Raw genomic sequence first — 17754 nt, 5'->3', positions numbered from 1 at the left:
GGCGACCCTCCCATTGGTTTCGTCTGAGGGATGAATGGCGGACAGGATCTAAATCGTTTATACTAGATACAGTAGGGAAGACAAATTAAGAGCTAACCGCCACCTACTAATTAAAAATAGAACGAGTTGTATTGTTCCGGCGCGGAGGGGCATCCCGTGTCGTTAATAAAGCTTATCGAGTATCCTCAGCAATGGCTGGAGTTGGTAAGAAGCCCACACTGCAATCTTTGATTCAGTGTGGGAGTATGTCACAACATGGTGATATTGCTACCGATACAACACTGCATTTTAGTGTACATACGGGGACTCACGTTGATGCTCCAATGCATTTCATCCCAGGGAAAGTGTGGAACAGCTACCTCTGGATGTTCTAATCGGAGAGGTTTACGTTGTAGTTGTGCCCGATGATGTGGATGTCATCACCGCAGAGGTATTAAAGCAGTTAACTCTACCTGCCAACACACAGCGTTTGCTTTTGCACACGCGGAACTCTCGGCTGTGGCGATCGCAAGTGCGGGAATTTCAGCCGGACTTTGTGGCGCTCACAGCAGATGCGGCTGAATGGGTAGTTGAACGGGGAATTAGGTTAATTGGGGTGGATTATTTGTCAGTGCAACGTTTTTATGATGGTCCGGAAACTCATCAAATTCTGCTAAAATCCGAGGTTGTTATTATTGAAGGCTTGAATTTAACGGATATTTCAACTGGAAAGTATGAGTTGTTATGTTTACCAATTAAGCTCAAGGGAGTAGAAGGTGCTCCAGCTAGAGTAGTTTTACGCAACTTATCTGACTAAGTATTTACCTTTTGCTACAAAATTTTTAGATATTAGTTTTTAATGAATTATTTTAATACTGAACCGAAAATTATTGCTCTATTGCCAATGAAAGCTAACAGCGAGCGAGTCAAGGGTAAAAATTTTAAGCCATTGAACGGTAAACCTTTATTCAAGTGGATTTTAAATGCACTTCTGGAGCTAAACGAAGTCTCAAAAGTGATTATAAATACAGATGCTCGCTCTATTCTGGCAGAACACGGATTGGTCGATTCAGATCGAGTTCAGATTCGCGATCGCAAACCAGAATTGTGTGGTGATTTCGTCAGCATGAACCGGATTCTGGCAGATGACATAGCAAATGAACCTGCCGATATTTACTTGATGACCCACACTACAAATCCCCTCCTCAGTGGGACAACAATTCGGAAGGCACTTCAGCAGTTTCTGGAGGCTAGGGCTACGGGAACTGCTGATTCGCTATTTACAGTTAATCGCTTCCAAACTCGCTTCTACCGTCAAGATGGTTCTGCCATTAACCACAATCCCAATAACCTAATTAGAACTCAGGACTTGGAACCCTGGTACGAAGAAAATTCTAATCTCTACATTTTTACACCTTTAAGCTTCGCTGCCACCCAAGCTAGGATTGGCAAGCAACCTATGATGTTTGAAACTCCTCCCTTGGAGTCGATTGATATTGACGATCAAGTGGACTGGCAAATGGCTGAAGCAGTTGCCCAGTATCTCTATCCTTCTTCTGTTGTACAAGCGGCATGAGCAATGAAAGTATTAATTACCTGTCCACCCATGTTAGGTTTGATGGATGAATTCAAACCACTTTTTGCAGCAAAAGCCATTGAAGTTGATTGTCCTCCAGTAGTGCAAACCCTATCCGTGGAAGAACTAAAGTCCCTCATTCCTCAGTATGACGGTTGGATTATTGGCGACGATCCTGCCACTCGCGAAGTGTTTGAGAACGGGAAATCTGGGAAGCTAAAAGCAGCAGTAAAGTGGGGTGTTGGGGTTGATAATGTGGACTTTACAGCAGCGAATGATAATGGTATCTTAGTAGCAAATACCCCTCGTATGTTTGGTGCGGAAGTAGCCGATATTGCCATGGGCTATGTAATTGCCCTAGCACGACAGACTTTCATGATTGACCGAGCGGTTAGAGCAGGAACATGGCTAAAACCAGCAGGCATTTCTCTAGGGGATAAGACGGTTGCTTTAGTTGGGTTTGGGGATATTGGGCGCAATACGGCGAAGCGGCTGTTAGCAGCTGACATGCGAGTAATTGCTTACGATCCTTATTTCCAAGCAGTGGAGGGATTAGAAGCAGTACAACCTGCTGCTTGGCCCACACGCTTGGAAGAAGCCGACTTGATTGTGCTGACCTGTGCGTTAACTAATGAAAATCGTCATATGCTCAATTCAGAAACATTTGCTAAGGCAAAGCGAGGGGTGCGGGTGATCAATGTTGCCCGAGGTCCATTGATTGATGAAGCAGCATTGGTGGAGGCATTGTCTTCACGACAGGTGCATTCGGCAGCCTTAGATGTTTTTGAAATGGAACCATTACCGGAAGCATCTGCGCTACGCCAATTTGAACAGTGTATTTTTGGCTCCCATAATGCTTCTAATACGGTGGATGCTGTGCGTCGTGCTAGTTATCAGGCAATGCATTTGCTATTTGATTTTCTTGGATGTGCTTAGGAATTGAATACGTGAAAACTGCTTTAATTACTGGAGCTGCGGGTGGCATTGGGCAAGCTTTGTGCCAGGTTTTTAAAGAAGCTAATCACTTTGTGATTGGTCTTGATGTAGTTTCAGCGGCTGCATCCTGCGATGTTATGATTGTCGGCAATTTGCAGAAAATGTGCAGTGATCCAGCTTATTGTTCAGAAATTGTTGAGCAAGTGCGATCGCACTTGCAAAGCAGAGGTTTGACTACCTTAATTAACAATGCAGCAGTGCAAATCCTCAAGCCCACAAACCAACTCACAGTAGAAGATTGGCATCAGACACTAGATGTTAATCTGGTAGCTCCTTTTGTGTTAACTCAGGCATTGCTGCCAGAGTTGGAACAAGCGGTCGGCTCAGTAGTAAATATTGCCAGTATTCACGCCAGCCTTACCAAGCCTGGGTTTGTGTGTTATGCAACCAGTAAGGCAGCTTTGGTGGGTTTAACCAAAAGTATGGCAGTGGATCTCAATCAGAAAGTACGGGTAAACGCGATTTGTCCAGCAGCAGTAGCGACACCAATGTTAATGGCTGGGTTTGAAGGGAAGAAGGAAGAGTTTGAGAAATTGTCTCAAATGCATCCTTTAGGGCGGATTGCAGAACCAGCAGAAGTAGCAAAAGTGGCATTGTTTCTATCTTTGCCTGAAGCAAGTTTCATAAGCGGTGCAACTTTAAGCGTTGATGGTGGCATTGGAGGACGTTTACACGATCCTCTATAGGTTAACAATAAATATTTATCCGCATATCTAAAGCCCAAACTAGTTAACCAGCTAATTAACCCTTTTACGGCTGAATTGATTATGCTTCAAAAACAATTACGAGTAGCAAGAGATGCAATTGTTGAGTATCTTAATAATTACTCAGATCCAGTGTACATTAAATGGTACTTTAATGAGTCTAAGCGCCTTTTAAAATTTAAAAATATTCATAAAAAAGAGGACTGTTTTATTATTGGTAATGGTCCTTCACTTAATAAGATGGATTTATCATTACTGAATAATTATTATACGTTTGGTTTAAACAAAATCTACTTAATATTTGATAAAGTAAATTTAAATATTAGCTATCATGTTGCAGTAAACTCTTTGGTGATTGAGCAAAGCGCGAGAGAGTTTGAAAATTTAAAATGTCCATCTTTTTTATCAGCTATAGCCGCTGATAATGTGGTAGATAAAAGGGAGCATATTTATAAAATTTTCACATCAGGTAGTCCTTTCGTTTTTCAGACAGATGCATCGAAGTTAATTTGCGAAGGATACACTGTAACTTATGTAGCAATGCAGCTAGCATTCTATATGGGCTTTAAGAGAATTTTCTTGATAGGAGTCGATCATAACTTTACTGCTGTAGGTAATCCTAACGAAAAACAGTTCCTAAAAGGAGATGATCCAAACCATTTTACTCCTGGGTATTTTGGTAATAAAGAATGGCATCTGCCAGATCTAGAAGGCTCTGAATTAGCCTATCATATGGCTCGATTTAACTTTAATAGATCTGGGAGAGAGATTTATGATGCTACAGTTGATGGTAAACTAAAAATTTTTCCAAAAATTACCTTTGAACAAGCTTTAGATATGTGTAAAAAAAAAGTAGTGGTAAAGATGTAGTGATGTAGGCGTTGGTCTGGTCAAGGTAACGGGAGCTAAAATCACGAATTGTGTACCACTACCGTTTCGCAGAGTCGTTTTTTCATCCCCCGCTAAAGTACAGGGACTTTCAAACTCCCGTCTTCTTTCAGGTAAGAATAATAAAGTAGGCGGACTTAATGGAATCAGCATGAACAGCAATCTTACCTTTCTTGGTCTCGGCGTTATGGGTGGATATATGGCAGCCAATCTTGCCCGTAGTGATTACTCCACCAGTAATTACCCCACTATGGCTTGGAATCGCACCCCCGATCGTCCAGGAGTGAAGATTGCTGCTGATGCTGGAGCCAAGGTAGTGTCATCCATCCGGGAAGCCGTCGAGTCAGCTGACATAATTTTTTCTTGCTTGGGGGATGTCCCAGATGTGGAAGCGGTTATGCTGGGAGCTGAGGGAGTGGCTGAGTATGCCAAACCCGGTACCCTAATTGTGGATTTCACCACCATTGGACCAAATGCAGCCCAGGAAATCAGTGGGGAACTAAAGAAGCACAACCTACGTTTTCTCGATGCACCAGTTTCCGGTGGGGATATCGGAGCCAAAAATGGTACCCTAACCATTATGCTTGGAGGCGAGCAGACCGACTTCGAGGAGTGTAAACCCTTACTGGAAATTCTTGGCAAAACCATTCGCCTGTGCGGTCCGGTGGGCAGCGGTCAAGCAGTTAAACTGTGCAACCAGGTGCTTTGTTCTGTCCATATGGTAGCCCTATGCGAGGCAATGAAGTTGGCAGAACATCAAGGAATTGACCCTAATTTAGTTATTGAGGTTTGTAGCACAGGTGCTGCTGGGTCATGGGCGTTATCGAACCTAGGGCAACAAGTCGCTGAGTCTGACTTTGAGCCTGGTTTCATGATTAAGCACATGGTCAAAGACCTCAGGCTTGTACTCGAAAGCCTCCAGTCTTCTAGTCTGGATTTAGCTGGAGTTGAATTAGCTGACCGTCTTTTCAAAGTTGTTCAACAACTTGACAGTGGTACAGGAGGTGAACAGGGAACTCAAGCCATGATCCGTGCTTACGGCGAATTCAGAAGCTGAAGCATGATGGCTTTAGTGATACCGTTATCCACTTAACCCAGGACAGTAGATGAGTTTTTGATAAATTGGTGATGGCTCGGGAAATCTGTCCTGCTTTCAGCTAGTAGCGGTGATATAGCACTACGCATTTAGTTTGACATTGTCTTGATGCAAAGCGCGAGTGGGGGAAACCCCCAAGACCGCCTAGGTGCGCTTTCCGTTGGCGAATTAAATTCGCCACGGGTCGCACCTCTGCATCGCTCCTAAACTCCGAAACTTAGTCATAGCTTACTTCTGACTTCTGACTTCTGACGCTAAGCGTAGCGCTATACCAAGTATTTCTTGAGATTTTTCCAACACTTGATCAGGGTCAAAGGGTTTAGTGAGGTACATATCTGTGCCGACTTCTTTGCCCTTTTGTTTATCAAACTCCTGTCCCTTAGCCGTTAGCATGATCACATAAACATCGTTCATACACAGAACATTTTTGATCTGATTACAGACATCAAACCCACTCATTTTCGGCATCATTAAATCCAGAAATACCAGATTAGGTTGCTCTGACTTAACTTGCTCTAGAGCATCTTCACCATCCTCAGCGGTGAGTAATTCTACCCCTTCATCTTCCAGGTCTTCCAGGGTTTGCTCGATCAGGAGTCTCATATAAGGTTCATCATCAACGATCAAGATTTTTTTAGTCATAGAGTAGTCTGCTGGGTAAAGCATTACCTGTTTCTACACCAAGTAATTTACTTGATCAAGTTAGCTATTCCGGATGCTTTGCTGGTCAATTCCTAGGGTATTTAAGCATTTATTAATTAATTAGAGATAAGTATTCAAGCGGACAGGATGTGAAAGTAGCTTTAGCTAAAGTACGACAAAAAAGTCCCCACACCAAATGGCAATGGGGGCATACTGGAGTTGCTATCTCAGCATTGGGCGCATCTAGCGGTTGGGGGAGGCTAATTCAGAAGAGAAGAATTGATCAAATCGTCCGTTTACCCAAGCCAGTCGTAAATGTAGCAGATGATTAAAACCGCTCTCACTCCACCGCATCCCTACTCCTTTGAAACGTTGTTGAATCAACCACTTACAGGCACTCTCTACCATTCCACTACCCAAAGGCAGACCATTAGCCTTAAATTCCTTATAGTTTATGTGTTCACGATGGTTTTGAAGGTAGTTATGAACATTGACAAGAGTATTCAAAACAGAAGTAGGAAACTGTCGGAAATCAATGGTATGAGCTAACTGGGCTATAACTTCTTCAGATTGGCCGTGACGTAGCTGATGTCTTACTAATTTAAACCATTGACGTGCTTTCTTTGTGCGACCATCTAAACATGCTCCCGCAACTTTCCAGAGATTTTGTGCTGCATGGTAAAAGTCTAAAATAGCATACTGCTTTGGGGTACCCTCGGAGATCGCCACCGGGGAAAAACATTGATGGTAAAGTCACCAGAATCCTTTAGCTCCGTCACTAATCCACAGGACCGTCTTAGCTTTTTGCCATTCTTGTCGTAACGCTTCCAACATTAAACGTGGGCTGTGAGCATCAATATCTCCCAAAACAGCTACCTTACGTCGCTGATGCAGTCGGCAGATTTATCGTCCCCTGCGATTAAGATGATGTCCCAATCGAACCAAAATCCCTACTTTCACTTCCCGCCATTTAGTTGAACCGTTAGGCTGGCCTTCATGAGGTCGCATTGGTACCATTACCCCATCTGCCCCTATTACCCGAGGCATTTGGGCCAAGGTCTCCGAGAGAGGCTCAGGATTTGGCTCTTGCCCTAAGGCTAGTTGTGCCATTTCCTGTTGAAGCTGATCCATAGCCCGTTTCCCTAGCAACTGAACCCAACTCCAAATAGTTTGCGCATTTAGTTGAATTCCTGTAAATCGTTGAGCTATTACTGTCACTGTCTCAAAGGGAACAAATACCGCTAATAAACATGCTAGTCGTATTAATTCTAGACTTGTCTGCTGATGGGTCTTAACTCCAAGGGCGATGTCCAACGGTACTACCTGAGAACCTTGACAACCTTTTGGACAACGCCCCACTCGACGTTGCCAATGGACAACACCGACTAAATTCTGTATCTGGCGCGGTCGCATTGCTTTACTATGTAAGCGAGTGCCACATTTGGTACAGCTAGTCCATGAAGTCGGCAATTGGGCGCGTCTGGCCAGTTCCTGCTCTAGGAGTTGTTTAGCCAAAGCTAATGCCAGAAGCCATGAAGCCCAGACTATTGACTCCAAAGACGAAGATTCTCTGAGCGAACGGAAGTGCTGTTTCCACGAGTGATCATTAAGGTCAAATTGTTCTAACAAATCTGGGATCATTGCCTCCAGATTATGGCTCTACCGAACTTGCTGTGTAAAAATGTTATGAAATAATTAGTATAATCCTGATTGGGCGGGAGTTTGAGTTTTTAATAGAATGATTTTTTATCAATAAACCCTCCAATCAGACCTAGTCGGCAATAAGCGCGGTTTTCTACATACTATGTTCGGTAGAGCCCAGATTATTTAAGTTTCCATTCTGATGATCTACTATACCTTATAATTAGCGCTCACCTTTTTTAAGCCCTCCCCCAACCGCTAGATGCGCCCTAGGTGTCAGTGAAGTCATGACCATTGTTATTGCTTTTCATGGTTCAGGCTATAAAACCTTCAAAGAATTTTATTTAAACCATGTTTTGCCACACGGTCGAAGAGAATTTCCTCATTTAGTCAGCTATAATCGCTTTGTATAATTAATTCCTTGGTCTTTAATGTTGTTATCCTGTTTTCTCAAGACCAGGATGGGAGAGAATACGAGAATAGCTTTTGTTTATTCCACGCCCATTGAAGTTTGTCATCCTTGTCGTGCTAGAAGCCACAAAGTGTTTGGCGATTTGCCTCAATGGGGAAAAAACTCTATCGGATGGTACTACGGTTTTAAATTACATCTGATTATCAATGATAGAGGTGAGTTATTAGCATTTAAGCTTACTGCCGCTAACACTGATGATCGAAAACATTTGCCTGACTTAACTCAGGGTTTAATTGGTAAGCTTTTTGGCGATAAAGGCTATGTGTCTCAATCTCTATTTGAAGAACTGTATCAAAGAGGACTACAACTAATTGATCGTTGTCGCAAAAACCTGAAAAATAGGCTTATGCCGTTGATAGATAGAATTATGTTGCGTAAACGGGCGATAATTGAGTCTGTTAATCATCAATTAAAGAATATATGCCAAATTCAGCATACTAGACATCGCAGTGTCTGGAATTTTCTGGTAAATTTACTAGGAGGATTGATAGCTTACACCTATCACCCGGTAAAACCTTCTCTTGACTTAGAGGTGAAAGGCTTACCTGCTCTTCCTCCGGCTGTTTTTTGAGCTCGTCGAACTCACGTAGGCCCAGGCTTCTTAGTTTTGTCAATCGAGCTGGGGTTATCGTTCTATTTGTATAAGTTGATTACGAATCTGTCGTAATGTCAGAGTGACTGAAGTGATTACTTCAGGGGCATCAGGCACCAGTGACAGGTTATGCGAAGCTTCTCCAAGGAATCCCAATTGTTCTTCAAAGTATTGCCATGCTGCTGATGAGAATGGTAAATCTGGCAATGTACGCTCAATTTCGAATCCCGGCCCAGCATATTTAGCCCTGGTTGCAGCACCAGGAGAACCATCATTTCCCATGGGTAGTTGGGTCAGGGTTTGCCCTAGAGGAACTATCACCCCTGTCATAAGCCGCAAAGATGCAGAGGCAAGGGCTTGTCGGAACGCTATTGGGTCAGAAATACCATTGAATGTATGACGAAGCATGAGAAGCATAAGCTCATAAACATTATTATTGAGATTATTTACCTTTCTCGTGTAGGGATCGTGAATTAGTCGCCAGCCTGGAAAAGAATTGTCTACATGGAGCTTAGACAGAGGATTAGATTGCACATCCCGTACTGGCTCAAACTCAGGGCGCTGTGATTTTAACTGGGCATATTCTGAGTACATTTGTACGAAAAATCCGAAATGGCTGTCAATCCTGTCAGAGGGTGCCCCTTCTCCTTGAGAGATGATGAGTTCAATGGCCTGAAGAGCACTTTCCCGGTTAGATATTTGGATTAGCTGCGGCAAATCAACTAGTGAACTAGAAACCTGCGCCTCCCAAGGTCCAACGATCAACTCTCCAGGAATATCTTTAAAGCCTAAAGCAATGGCATCATAAAGTTCACCGATAGTTTTGTAGGAGTTGGCTTTAGGGCGTTCAAAGTAGTCCGGTAAATGGCCAAAGGGATCTTTTGGTATTGGTGCATCTGCTAACAGTTGCTGAAAGGTATTTTCTCGGAACGGATCGTCAGGTAACCAGGAGGGAGGGGCTGTCTTCCATTGGACAGGCCGTTCATACAGAGCATACAAAATGATTGTTTCCTGTGAAAATGGCCATAGCCCCCAGGGGAGATTAGTTGGGTAATAACTTGGCCTTTGAGGAAAGTTAGGACGTAGGAGATTAATGCCACAGCCGATGGACGCACAGAGGTTTCCAGCCTGTGACAGGTGAAGCATCTCCTGAGCGGCGATAAAAAGCAGGTTTGCTTTCCATTTTCTGACGTAGGTAAACTCCTCCATCGTCATACCACCCTCGTTCAAGCTGCTTTTCAATGTAAAGGCAGTAAACAAGTATTGGAGGCAAAGGCCATGTTCTAGCTCACAGGCTATGGACAGCTGACGAATGAGTTCTTCTCGTGATTTTATAGCTGTTGGCATACTCAATCCCTACCATCCTTTAGTTTGGTTACTTGTAGTAGTTTCTGGGCTATTCTGAAATGATTCAATAATATGGTGCGCAGTTCGAAGGGCCACTGCCACAATTGTCAGAGTGGGATTGGCTGAACCAACAGTGGGGAAAAGACCGCTACCAGTCAGGAAAAGGTTAGGATGATCGTGAGTACGTCCATAACTGTCGCAGCAGGAAGTTTTAGGGTCGTTACCCATTCGGAGTGTACCCATTACATGCCCCGCACCAAACCATCCAGGTACTTCAGAAAAATGAGTTGCTCCCAAGCGATCGCAAATCATATTGGCAACCTTAACAAAGGCTTTAGTTCCAGCACGGGCATACTCTCCAACGCTATATCGAATCTCCGGTCTCGGAATACCAAATGGGTCAAAGAGAGAGTCAGATGGTTTGACGCTGTTGTTATAATTTGGTTCTGGCTCCAATAAGCCATTTAACTCAATTTGAGTGCTGACCTCCCAGGCTAGTTGTTCTCGTAGTTTTTGGCCTGTGTACCCCTGATTTACCAAATTGATGACATTTGTAAATGGCGAGCCTGTAGCCCAGCTTGTTCCTGTATTTTGGAGCTCGATCCGAAAAGCAGATCTTGTCTTCCGAAACGCCCCATCTCGCAATGACTCACAACCAGAGCTGCTCAATGGTCCTCGAAACACATAATAGGGTTCTGGAAGTTTAGCATAAGTAATCTTCACATCATGATCCATCAGGAAATGTCCCACCACACCACTGCTATTGGCTACGCCATTGGATAACGATTCAGTGGCAGACCACAACAATACTTTTGGAGTCTCCATAGCATTCATGGCCAGTACATAAAGTCGTCCTGTTATTGTGAGTTCACTGTGATCAGGCTGCTTAATCTTGAGACCAGACACACATTTGTCCCGATCTACCAAAACCTTTGTCACAACGGCACCAAATAGGGGAGTTACTGCCTTAGCTTGACTACAACTCTCAGGATTGAGCTTGGGATTAATCGCCCATTTTAGATGAACAGAAGCATCGTATTTTGCCTGAATGGGACAAATTGGGATACAGTTAGCACTTCCAGCACAAGGTGGTCGTCCTTGGTAGAGTATGGAGTTGCGCGCTTGTGGAGTCGATTCGAAGTCAACTGGCATGCCCTCAAATTCAAGGTTGCGGGTTCCCTCACGTACTTTCCGATCGTTATATGTAGGCAAAATCTCGGGCATAGGATAATGATGGTCAGGCTTACGGGGGGCACCAAGATCTACGTTGCTATTTCCAGATACTCCTATCGCCTTTTCCGCATGCCAGTACCAGTCCTGTAAATCCTCGTAACGGATCGGCCAGTCAGCCCCTATGCCATATACAGTTTTTGTTTGAAAGGTATTAGGTACATATCGCAAGGCAGTCCCAAGCCAGTGATAGGTCGTACCACCAACCATACGGGTATAAGAGCTTTGGAAAGGAAGGGGGCCTTTCTGCACGAAATATTTATTGAGGGTTGTTTGGGTTGGACTAGGAGCATAATCCAGATCGGGAAAAGCCGCATTAGGCATCTTGACAGGGTTTGTGAAAAAACGTTCTAGGAGTGGCTGTCGCAGATCACTACCTGTCTCTTGATCGAAAAAAGTTTGATCTCCAGCGTCAAGGATCAATACATTCAATCCAGCTTGACTAAGCTTGTGTGCAATTAATGCACCAGCTACACCTGCACCAGCAATGACAACATCAAATATTTTATTCTCAAGTGCCATATTTTCATCCTTGCGGTCAGTCATTTTTGGCGTTATCAATCGGTTGGCAAATTGGATTAATGGGAGGATAAGCCCAATGTCCGTAGTACGGTCCAGGAATGCCTGGTGGATTCGCACCAATAGCTTTCCATACCAGGGCATCTGGATAGGTTTCAGAAGGAGGCATGCGATCGCCTAAATAGCCGTTGTACCAAATGATGATAATGTTCTTCACAAGGTTATTTAGGACAGTATCTGCAGCAGTTGTGGCCGTCAATTGTGCTTCCAGATCGGCGGTGCCTTCGGCATCTAACTGACAAAAAACCTCCCAAAGTGCATCGAATGGATCTGGATCGGAAGAGGAATTTAGTCTTCGCTCGTAGCGATCACCGGGTCCATAGTAGTTTGGCGTTACCTCTAAAACGATTTTTAAATAAGACTGAGCCGTTTTATCGGGCAGATCTTTTTCATCTAGTAAGACTTCGGATATTCGGATAAATCGCTGGAGTCTTTCTTCCGAGATATTTACATCATTGTTTATGTCTTCATTCATTTGTGCTTTCAGAATCATTTTTCTAACATTCCCCTATATATTATAAAAAAGGGGATTAATTTAACTTGATGTCTAGATTAATCTAGGGATGTTTTATTTCCATTCCAATCTTCTAGTTATAATTCTTGGCTAATCAACTTTATACCTTTCAACAGAATAAACTTTTGACTTCCTTCAGCTAAGGAGTTCTCTCCTATATTCAACTCTTGCAGGTTGGGCAGAGCATCTTTCTCAATGGCATATAGCAACATCTTCAATATCTCTTGAGATAGCTTTGCTCCAGACAAATCAATCTTTCTAATATTCTGTAGTGACCAGAGAAACAGCCTTGACTCTTTCTTCACTAGGCTAACTTCGTTTGGAAACCGCATACCTGTTACCCGAAATCCCATAGGACTAGTTTCGCCCATGCGAAGATATAGGTCAGGAATACCATATTCTGCCTGTTCGGCATCCTTCGCACGATCGGGATTTGTTCGATACTTGTTTTCTTCTAAACCTTGATTCAGACTTTGAAATTCGCTCTCGAAGTCAAAGGTGTTCGCTAATGGACCTACGATTTCCAAAATAGTCGCAATTTGACCAGAACTAGGTGGATATTCTTGTACTAACTGATACGCATAAGCTAAATCCTTGGTAGTAGCAATAAAGGGTGTTGAAAAAGCATTCGCTTGAAAACGCTCCATCTGTTCTACCCTCTTTTGTGGGGTATAACTTAGAGACTCTAGACCTTCTTTTCGAGTTTTAATCTGTTTGATCATCGCCTTTTTTTGAAATTTTTCGGAAATCAGGCTTTTGTTTAACCCTCCTCCCTCTACGATCTGTTTTGATGCGGGATCGTCAGCAAATTTGTGATATCGATAAAATACGCCCATTTGTTCATCTTCGGACATTTGACTTGCCCGTTCTTTAAAAAATGCATATTCTGTATCACTAACACCAGCAATTTTTTGCAAGCTTTTGAGGACTGACAATCTATCTTGGATTGATAATGTTTTAAACTTCGCATAAGTAAAATGTTGTAGGTTTTTTGTCGTTAGAGAAGAGATATCAACTGAGCTCACGATATCAACAGCATTGGACTCATCAAAAGCCTCGTCTTCAATAAATTGGTGCCATGATTTTATATGACTTCTAATGATTTTTTTTGCATTTTCTAGGTTTTCTTCTTGTTTCGCTTGATTGTATACGGCTTGGTTCTGCTGGGAGGTTGGACTGCCGATGGCACGTATTTCTCGCAAGTAAAATGCTTCCAGTTCCTTTAGTTCTTGTGGATCAGTCAGTCTTTGAATGATGGGCGTTGTATACAGAGAAACAATTGCTTGGGGTTGGACTGATATGCTTGAGTTTTTCCTCAAAGTTCTATCTTGGATCTGTCTTTCTTTACCGTTTCTCCTGGTCCTCACATCCACACCGTTATTTTCCACACTGACACCTTCTTTCATTGCAACGCCATTGACGTTCAACGTTGGCTTAACCTGCCCCTGCTGCACCACATGGGTCAATTCATGGGCGATCAACTCCTGCCCCCCCCGACTACCCGGCGCATACGCCCCCTGCCGAAAAAACACATCCTGCCCCGTCGTAAACGCCTTCGCCTGTATCGACTGATTTAACTGATCCGACTGAGCATCTGTATGCACCCGTACTCCACTAAAATCTGCTCCCATCGCCTGACCCATCTGCGCCTGCAAGCCTGGATCTAACGGTTGCCCGCCCCCCCGCGCACGAGCGATCGCAGATTCCAAATCCGATGAAGCTTCCCCGCCCGTGATCGCTTCTCCTCGCTGTAGGGTTAACTTAGCCTGTAGTTTTCCCTCTTCAGGTACTGCGGTTCGCTGTACAGAATGATCTTGGGTTGAGTAGGTAGAAGCCGGAGTATTGATCTGTTGTACCACCTGGGATGCCACCCGATCTGCCTCTTTTTCGTACTTATCTTTTGGTTGTCCAATGGTTAACTTTGCCTGTATCGGTGGAACTTGAAGACTTTGGGGAATTCTTGCCTGAAACGCCCTCTGTACCAAACCCATCTCCCCGTTTCGAGCTGAGGCGATCGGCCCTTGCGTGGATTGTGGAGGAACATTGGCTCTTAACGGTTGAATAGCAAGCTGAGGCCGAACAGGTGCTGATACTTGTTTGTCAGGAGAACGAACCGGAATATTGGCAAAGTTGTGACCGAACCGCGATGCCCTTTCCAGTCTCTGTGCCCAGAAATCGTTCATTTTGGCTTGCAACACACCCAATCTTTCCTGCTCTACAGGCGTAATCGTGCCATTCTTTTCCTTAAGCTGGAGTCCAAATGCTTCAAACTTATTCTGGTCGAAAGCTTCATTCTCTATTTCATCCTGGGTGGGCGGTGTATGGGAATTCTGTTGCGCTTGGACAGCAAAGGGGCGCGGAGCAAACTGAGAGCTTTTTGCCTGGGTTGGGGGATTCCAGGAGGAGGATTTGTGGATTCGTTGATACAACATATTACGCCTCGCTTAGTTAATTGGTCACTTGCATTGTGTGCTCCTACCGTTCCTAAAAACATAGACAAATAGGACAAACCCTATTTTTGAACTATGACGCAGGGCGAACAGCTTTCCCTACGATTCGGGCGGAGGAATCCCCCCTCTTACAACAAGAGTAGCACACATTCCGCACTTAAAAATGTAGTTTAAAATAAATATACAAAAGACTCCCTTGAGCTTCGGAAAAATCAATTAAAAATACTTAGTTTAGTATAAATTACCGTTGATTGGACGGGAATTTTTTTGGGGGGTTATAAACCTTTCAATTATACCATACTTTTAGGAAAAGTTAAGATGCGTTTACCCTGTAATGATTAGAGTTACTGAAAAAAAGTCCCCACACCAAATGGCAATGGGGACATACTGGAGTTGCTATAGTTGCCGGAAGCTAATAATGCCCTGTATCAAAACCTAATTATGCCAAGAATCTTTTCACTGTTTAAAACACAACCCTTGCATCTGAGGAAAACTGTTTTAGAGTAAGCATTCAGCCGTCAGCGGTCAGCGGTCAGCGGTCAGCGGTCAGCCTTGGCCGTTGGCCACGCTACGCGAATGGCTTATAGCTGATAGCTGATAGCAGCTTGTAGGGTGGGCAAAAACAGTTTGCTTCTTTTGAGTATTCTAGATTATATTACTTTGCCCACCCTACTTTAATTGGTCTGTTCGCGTAGCCTCCGCGTAGCGCATAAGCTGATAGCTGATAGCTGATAGCTGATAGCTGATAGCTGATAGCTGATAGCTGATAGCTTACGTTTTAGAACACTACAGCGGAATTGGTTCTGGTAAAGACGTCTATATCTAACCCCCTATTTAATACTGCAACTTCCGATCCATCAACCGATAAAAAGCCCGTGAAGGCATCGTAACTTACATCAGTGCTGCCTACAACTACGATCGCATCACTTCCTACCTCGAAGTCGAGGATAATATCCAAGTCTCCTTCTAAGAACTGATCTGCGAAAAACTCGTAGATATCGCTGCCGCCGCCACTGATCAGAACATCGGATCCTTCATTGCCAACAACAACATCATCTCCTAAGCCGCCTCGAACAATATCATCTCCGAGACCGCCGAAGACAAAGTCAGTTCCTCCAGCACCTTGGATGTTATCGTCTCCTGCTCCAGCCATGATTATATCTACTTCATCGCCGCCAGCTGCTACATCATTACCGTCGCCAAAAATAAAAATGTTAGTTTGATCTTCTTGTCCTACGGCGAATACACCTCCACCCTCTTGAGGGCTATCAAAAAACATTGCACCCTCAAAGTCGCTTATAAATAGCGGAGCTGTGCTACCTGGACTTAATGTTGCTGCCATTTAATTCTCTCCTTGTTTTAGCTTGAATTTGGTCTAACAGGTAATAGTCCGGTTAATCAGGTTTTATTCAGGTAAATCGTTAATTGTTAATCGTTAATTGTTAATGGTATTTAAGGGGAATTAATGGGAATTAATGGACGTTACCATCAACAATTAACTATGAGTAAACCGTTGTAACTACTACCTGCTTGGATGAGTGTTTAACCGGACTTGATATTAACTATAAGTTTTTATACTTGAATAAAAATTAGAAACAAATTATAAAAAAGTTAGACTTGCTTGATTAAAATCAAGTGTTAGAGTAAGCAATTATAAATTATTAGTCAAAAATAAAAATTAGAAACAAATTAGACTTACTTGATTCAAATCAAGTTTTGGACAGGTAAGAGCTCGTCCCGTGAATATGAAGTGATTCACGGCAAGGGTTAATGCTTAATGGTTAATTGACTCTTGACAATTAACCATTTTAAATTTTCAAGTTTCAATTTTAAATTAAGGTAATCAAACGCCTCTTACGAGTAATTGCTCCTGTTTTCTCCAGTTGCATCAAAGCTCGTGATACGGTTTCGGGAGTCAAACCTAGCTCAGCAGCAATTTCTTTGAAGGGTTGGTCTAAGCTGAGAACCGTTTGATTACGGAACTGAGCTAAGTAGTGTAGATATTGAAGTACCCGGTCGTGAGCAGTCCGAATTTCTCGCCACTCTAAACGGACTCTGAGGGAGTGAATGTGTCTAACCAAAATGGTCATGAAATTCTCTGCCAACTCAGGATAAAGGCAAAGGCTTGACAAAAGACGTTGCTTGGGATAAACAATTACTCGTGAAGCTACCTTAGCAATTGCTGTGTAAGGATAGACCGTTGAGAAAAGAGCACTTTCAGCTAAGCTCTCACCGGCTCTAACCACCTGGAGTGTAACCATTTTCCCTGATTCAGTGTAGTGAACAAGTTTGAATCGCCCTGTTTCCACTACAAAAAAAGACGATGCGGAATTTCCCTGGTAGAATAGCTTCTGTTCAGCAAGCAGATTCTGGAAGATGACACCCTGACTTAGAGCAGGGGGAAGGCTATCAGGTTTCAATAGATTCATCAATAAGGCTTCTAGTACGGCAGGACATGTGAATAGTTTAAGCAATCATTTTTGCCGATGTCTGTTGGAAAAGATCGCAAAAAATCAGAACTTGAACACAGAAAATGTCCCAGGCAGTAACTAGGAGCAGGAATATCGGAGGGTGCATCTCATAGTTGTATAGCGCTACGCGCAAGTAAGAAGTCAGAAGTCAGAAGTCAGAAGTAAGCTATGAATAAGTTTCGGAGTTTAGGAATGTACTAATCTAAATGCGTAGTGCTATAAAACAGAAAGGGAAGTGTGGGAAGTGTGGAGTCCGGGTGCGGTAAGTGTGGGGAGTGTGGTAATTTTTGCGCGAATTTTTGTCTAATTGCACTGGGGGGGCGACGAAACAGCCTGAAATGCTTGGTATGTAAAGTTTGTAGAATTTTGTGGTATAAAAAGGTAGGTCTCTCAATTTGCAACAAGACCTACCTATAGACAATGTTACCAGAATTCTACCAAAACCATCTCAAAAGTCAATTGAGTCTAGCTGAATATATTTTCTTAAAAATTTTTATAAATCTATTACAGTCAATTAAAAAAGTTAATTTAGAAAAATTAGCCAATGCTCTCCCTTTACCCATTAAATTTGAAAGTA

The 17754-nt window shown here is 43.2% G+C and carries 13 protein-coding genes and 3 pseudogenes; 8 read left to right on the top strand and 8 right to left on the bottom strand.

Annotated elements, in window-relative coordinates:
- Window positions 1-191: 191 nt before the first annotated feature.
- The 6 genes and pseudogenes from F6J99_RS16380 to F6J99_RS16355 all read left to right on the top strand — a co-directional run bounded on the left by F6J99_RS16380 (window position 192) and on the right by F6J99_RS16355 (window position 5200).
- Window positions 192-796 (top strand): annotated as a pseudogene (locus F6J99_RS16380) (cyclase family protein).
- 42 nt (window positions 797-838) lie between these two features.
- Window positions 839-1555: an acylneuraminate cytidylyltransferase family protein gene (locus F6J99_RS16375; RefSeq protein ID WP_293113847.1), complete on the top strand. Its 717-nt coding sequence runs from the start codon at window positions 839-841 to the stop codon at window positions 1553-1555.
- 3 nt (window positions 1556-1558) lie between these two features.
- Complete coding sequence (locus F6J99_RS16370; protein ID WP_293113846.1) at window positions 1559-2491, top strand: phosphoglycerate dehydrogenase; 933 nt, start codon at window positions 1559-1561, stop codon at window positions 2489-2491.
- Window positions 2492-2502: 11 nt separating this feature from the next.
- Window positions 2503-3237, top strand: coding sequence for an SDR family oxidoreductase (locus tag F6J99_RS16365; protein WP_293113845.1), 735 nt, complete (start codon window positions 2503-2505; stop codon window positions 3235-3237).
- An 81-nt stretch (window positions 3238-3318) separates the two neighbouring features.
- Complete coding sequence (locus tag F6J99_RS16360) at window positions 3319-4125, top strand: 6-hydroxymethylpterin diphosphokinase MptE-like protein (protein ID WP_293113844.1); 807 nt, start codon at window positions 3319-3321, stop codon at window positions 4123-4125.
- A 169-nt stretch (window positions 4126-4294) separates the two neighbouring features.
- The gene (locus F6J99_RS16355; RefSeq protein WP_293113843.1) at window positions 4295-5200 is read left to right on the top strand and encodes an NAD(P)-dependent oxidoreductase; all 906 of its coding nucleotides are present in this window, start codon (window positions 4295-4297) and stop codon (window positions 5198-5200) included.
- Window positions 5201-5467: 267 nt separating this feature from the next.
- Here F6J99_RS16355 and F6J99_RS16350 read toward each other — a convergent pair whose 3' ends face one another.
- Both F6J99_RS16350 and F6J99_RS16345 read right to left on the bottom strand, forming a co-directional pair.
- Complete coding sequence (locus tag F6J99_RS16350; protein WP_293113842.1) at window positions 5468-5881, bottom strand: response regulator; 414 nt, start codon at window positions 5879-5881, stop codon at window positions 5468-5470.
- 243 nt (window positions 5882-6124) lie between these two features.
- A pseudogene (locus F6J99_RS16345) lies at window positions 6125-7522 on the bottom strand (ISKra4 family transposase).
- A 431-nt stretch (window positions 7523-7953) separates the two neighbouring features.
- Between F6J99_RS16345 and F6J99_RS16340 the strand changes: the two are divergent.
- Window positions 7954-8565: an IS982 family transposase gene (locus tag F6J99_RS16340; RefSeq protein WP_293113841.1), complete on the top strand. Its 612-nt coding sequence runs from the start codon at window positions 7954-7956 to the stop codon at window positions 8563-8565.
- Between the two features lie 54 nt (window positions 8566-8619).
- Here the strand turns inward: F6J99_RS16340 and F6J99_RS16335 are convergent, their stop codons facing one another.
- The 6 genes from F6J99_RS16335 to F6J99_RS16310 all read right to left on the bottom strand — a co-directional run bounded on the left by F6J99_RS16335 (window position 8620) and on the right by F6J99_RS16310 (window position 17135).
- A complete protein-coding gene (locus F6J99_RS16335) occupies window positions 8620-9933 on the bottom strand; it encodes a ferritin-like domain-containing protein (RefSeq protein ID WP_293113840.1) in 1314 nt (437 codons plus the stop codon).
- Window positions 9934-9942: 9 nt separating this feature from the next.
- Window positions 9943-11709, bottom strand: a complete 1767-nt coding sequence (locus tag F6J99_RS16330; protein ID WP_293113839.1) for a GMC family oxidoreductase — start codon at window positions 11707-11709, stop codon at window positions 9943-9945.
- The gene (locus F6J99_RS16325; RefSeq protein ID WP_293113838.1) at window positions 11702-12235 is read right to left on the bottom strand and encodes a hypothetical protein; all 534 of its coding nucleotides are present in this window, start codon (window positions 12233-12235) and stop codon (window positions 11702-11704) included. Before F6J99_RS16325 ends, F6J99_RS16330 begins: the two co-directional genes overlap by 8 nt.
- A 98-nt stretch (window positions 12236-12333) precedes the next feature.
- On the bottom strand, window positions 12334-14688 hold the full coding sequence (locus tag F6J99_RS16320; RefSeq protein WP_293113837.1) for a DUF4157 domain-containing protein: 2355 nt from the start codon (window positions 14686-14688) through the stop codon (window positions 12334-12336).
- Window positions 14689-15484: 796 nt separating this feature from the next.
- Window positions 15485-16048 (bottom strand): calcium-binding protein, encoded by a 564-nt coding sequence (locus tag F6J99_RS16315; RefSeq protein ID WP_293067184.1) that lies wholly within the window; start codon window positions 16046-16048, stop codon window positions 15485-15487.
- Between the two features lie 487 nt (window positions 16049-16535).
- The gene (locus tag F6J99_RS16310) at window positions 16536-17135 is read right to left on the bottom strand and encodes a Crp/Fnr family transcriptional regulator (protein ID WP_293113836.1); all 600 of its coding nucleotides are present in this window, start codon (window positions 17133-17135) and stop codon (window positions 16536-16538) included.
- 462 nt (window positions 17136-17597) lie between these two features.
- On the opposite strand from F6J99_RS16310, the pseudogene F6J99_RS16305 reads away from it, so the two are divergent.
- Window positions 17598-17754 (top strand): annotated as a pseudogene (locus tag F6J99_RS16305) (IS4 family transposase); the annotation flags it as partial.

It is taken from the genome of Moorena sp. SIO4G3 (assembly GCF_010692305.1).
GTDB lineage: Bacteria > Cyanobacteriota > Cyanobacteriia > Cyanobacteriales > Coleofasciculaceae > Moorena > Moorena producens_A.
Note: the sequence above shows the minus strand (reverse complement) of the source record. Positions and strands in the feature narration are given on the sequence as shown.

Excerpts from the sequence above, each read along its gene's own strand:
- F6J99_RS16375 (WP_293113847.1), top strand. The coding sequence starts at position 839 with ATGAATTATTTTAATACTGAACCGAAAATTATTGCTCTATTGCCAATG.
- F6J99_RS16370 (WP_293113846.1), top strand. The coding sequence starts at position 1,559 with ATGAAAGTATTAATTACCTGTCCACCCATGTTAGGTTTGATGGATGAA.
- F6J99_RS16360 (WP_293113844.1), top strand. The coding sequence starts at position 3,319 with ATGCTTCAAAAACAATTACGAGTAGCAAGAGATGCAATTGTTGAGTAT.
- F6J99_RS16355 (WP_293113843.1), top strand. The coding sequence starts at position 4,295 with ATGAACAGCAATCTTACCTTTCTTGGTCTCGGCGTTATGGGTGGATAT.
- F6J99_RS16350 (WP_293113842.1), bottom strand. The coding sequence starts at position 5,881 with ATGACTAAAAAAATCTTGATCGTTGATGATGAACCTTATATGAGACTC.
- F6J99_RS16340 (WP_293113841.1), top strand. The coding sequence starts at position 7,954 with ATGTTGTTATCCTGTTTTCTCAAGACCAGGATGGGAGAGAATACGAGA.
- F6J99_RS16335 (WP_293113840.1), bottom strand. The coding sequence starts at position 9,933 with ATGCCAACAGCTATAAAATCACGAGAAGAACTCATTCGTCAGCTGTCC.
- F6J99_RS16330 (WP_293113839.1), bottom strand. The coding sequence starts at position 11,709 with ATGACTGACCGCAAGGATGAAAATATGGCACTTGAGAATAAAATATTT.
- F6J99_RS16325 (WP_293113838.1), bottom strand. The coding sequence starts at position 12,235 with ATGATTCTGAAAGCACAAATGAATGAAGACATAAACAATGATGTAAAT.
- F6J99_RS16320 (WP_293113837.1), bottom strand. The coding sequence starts at position 14,688 with ATGTTGTATCAACGAATCCACAAATCCTCCTCCTGGAATCCCCCAACC.
- F6J99_RS16315 (WP_293067184.1), bottom strand. The coding sequence starts at position 16,048 with ATGGCAGCAACATTAAGTCCAGGTAGCACAGCTCCGCTATTTATAAGC.
- F6J99_RS16310 (WP_293113836.1), bottom strand. The coding sequence starts at position 17,135 with ATGAATCTATTGAAACCTGATAGCCTTCCCCCTGCTCTAAGTCAGGGT.